This window comes from Burkholderia sp. BCC1644 (genome assembly GCF_902833225.1).
Classification (GTDB): Bacteria; Pseudomonadota; Gammaproteobacteria; order Burkholderiales; family Burkholderiaceae; genus Burkholderia.
This window is the reverse complement of record NZ_CADFEI010000050.1, coordinates 1-1,047: the sequence shown is the minus strand read 5'-3', so window position 1 is coordinate 1,047 and position 1,047 is coordinate 1. Positions and strand designations below refer to the sequence as shown.

At 66.2% G+C, this 1,047-nt stretch carries 1 protein-coding gene; it reads right to left on the bottom strand.

Features of this window, described 5'->3' with window-relative positions; translation table 11 throughout:
- Window positions 1-1,047 (bottom strand): phosphonoacetaldehyde dehydrogenase (gene phnY / locus HWX87_RS37610; RefSeq protein ID WP_176051834.1); only part of this gene is annotated, 1,047 nt, incomplete at both ends.

Genomic DNA, 1,047 nt, shown 5'->3' with positions numbered 1-1,047 from the left:
CATCCGGATCGCTTCGTCGATGTCGCGAAAGCGCATGATCGGCGACACGGGGCCGAACGTCTCGTACTTCACGAGCGGCATGTCGGGCGTCACGCGATCGATCACCGTCGGCGAATACAGCGCACCATCGCGCACGTTGCCGACCAGCAGCCGCGCACCGCGCGAAATCGCATCGTTCACCTGCTGCTCGCAGAACTTCGCGGCCGCCTCGTCGATCACGGTGCCCATGTCGACCGACGGATCGGACGGATTGCCGTACGACCACGCGCGTGTCTTCTCGACGACCAGCTCGGTGAAGCGATCGGCCACCGACTCGTGTACGAGCATCCGCTTGATCGCCGTGCAGCGCTGCCCCGAGTTCTTGTACGAGCCCGACACCGCGAGCGTGCTCGCTTCGTCGAGATCGGCGTCTTCCATCACGATGATCGGATCGTTGCCGCCCAGTTCGAGCACCGCGCGCCGGTAGCCCATCCGCGACGCGATCGACTTGCCGATCGACACGCCGCCCGTGAACGTGATGAGGTCGATCGCCGGGTTCGTGATCAGTTCGTCGGCAATCTCCCTCGGGTCGCCGGTGATCACCTGCAGCATCTGCGGCGGCAAGCCGGCTTCATACAGGATGTCCGCGAACAGGTAGCACGACAGCGGCACCTTCTCCGACGGCTTCACGACGATCCGGTTGTTGGTCGCGACCGACGGCACGATCTTGTGCGCGACCTGGTTCATCGGGTGGTTGAACGGCGTGATCGCCGAGATCACACCGAGCAGCGGATCGCGCTGCGTGTACACGCGGCGCTTCTTGCCGTGCGGCGTCAGATCGCACGAGAAGATCTGCCCGTCGTCCTTCAACACTTCGCCGGCGCCGAACGTCAGCACGTCGGCCACGCGGCCCGCTTCGTACGTCGAATCCTTGATGCACAACCCGGCCTCGGCCGTGATCAGCGCCGCGATCTCCGCCGTGCGCGAGCGCACGATGTCGGCCGCGCGGCGCAGGATCGCCGCGCGATCGTGGCGCGTGAGCGTCGGCCGGTAGGCACGCGCGACCGC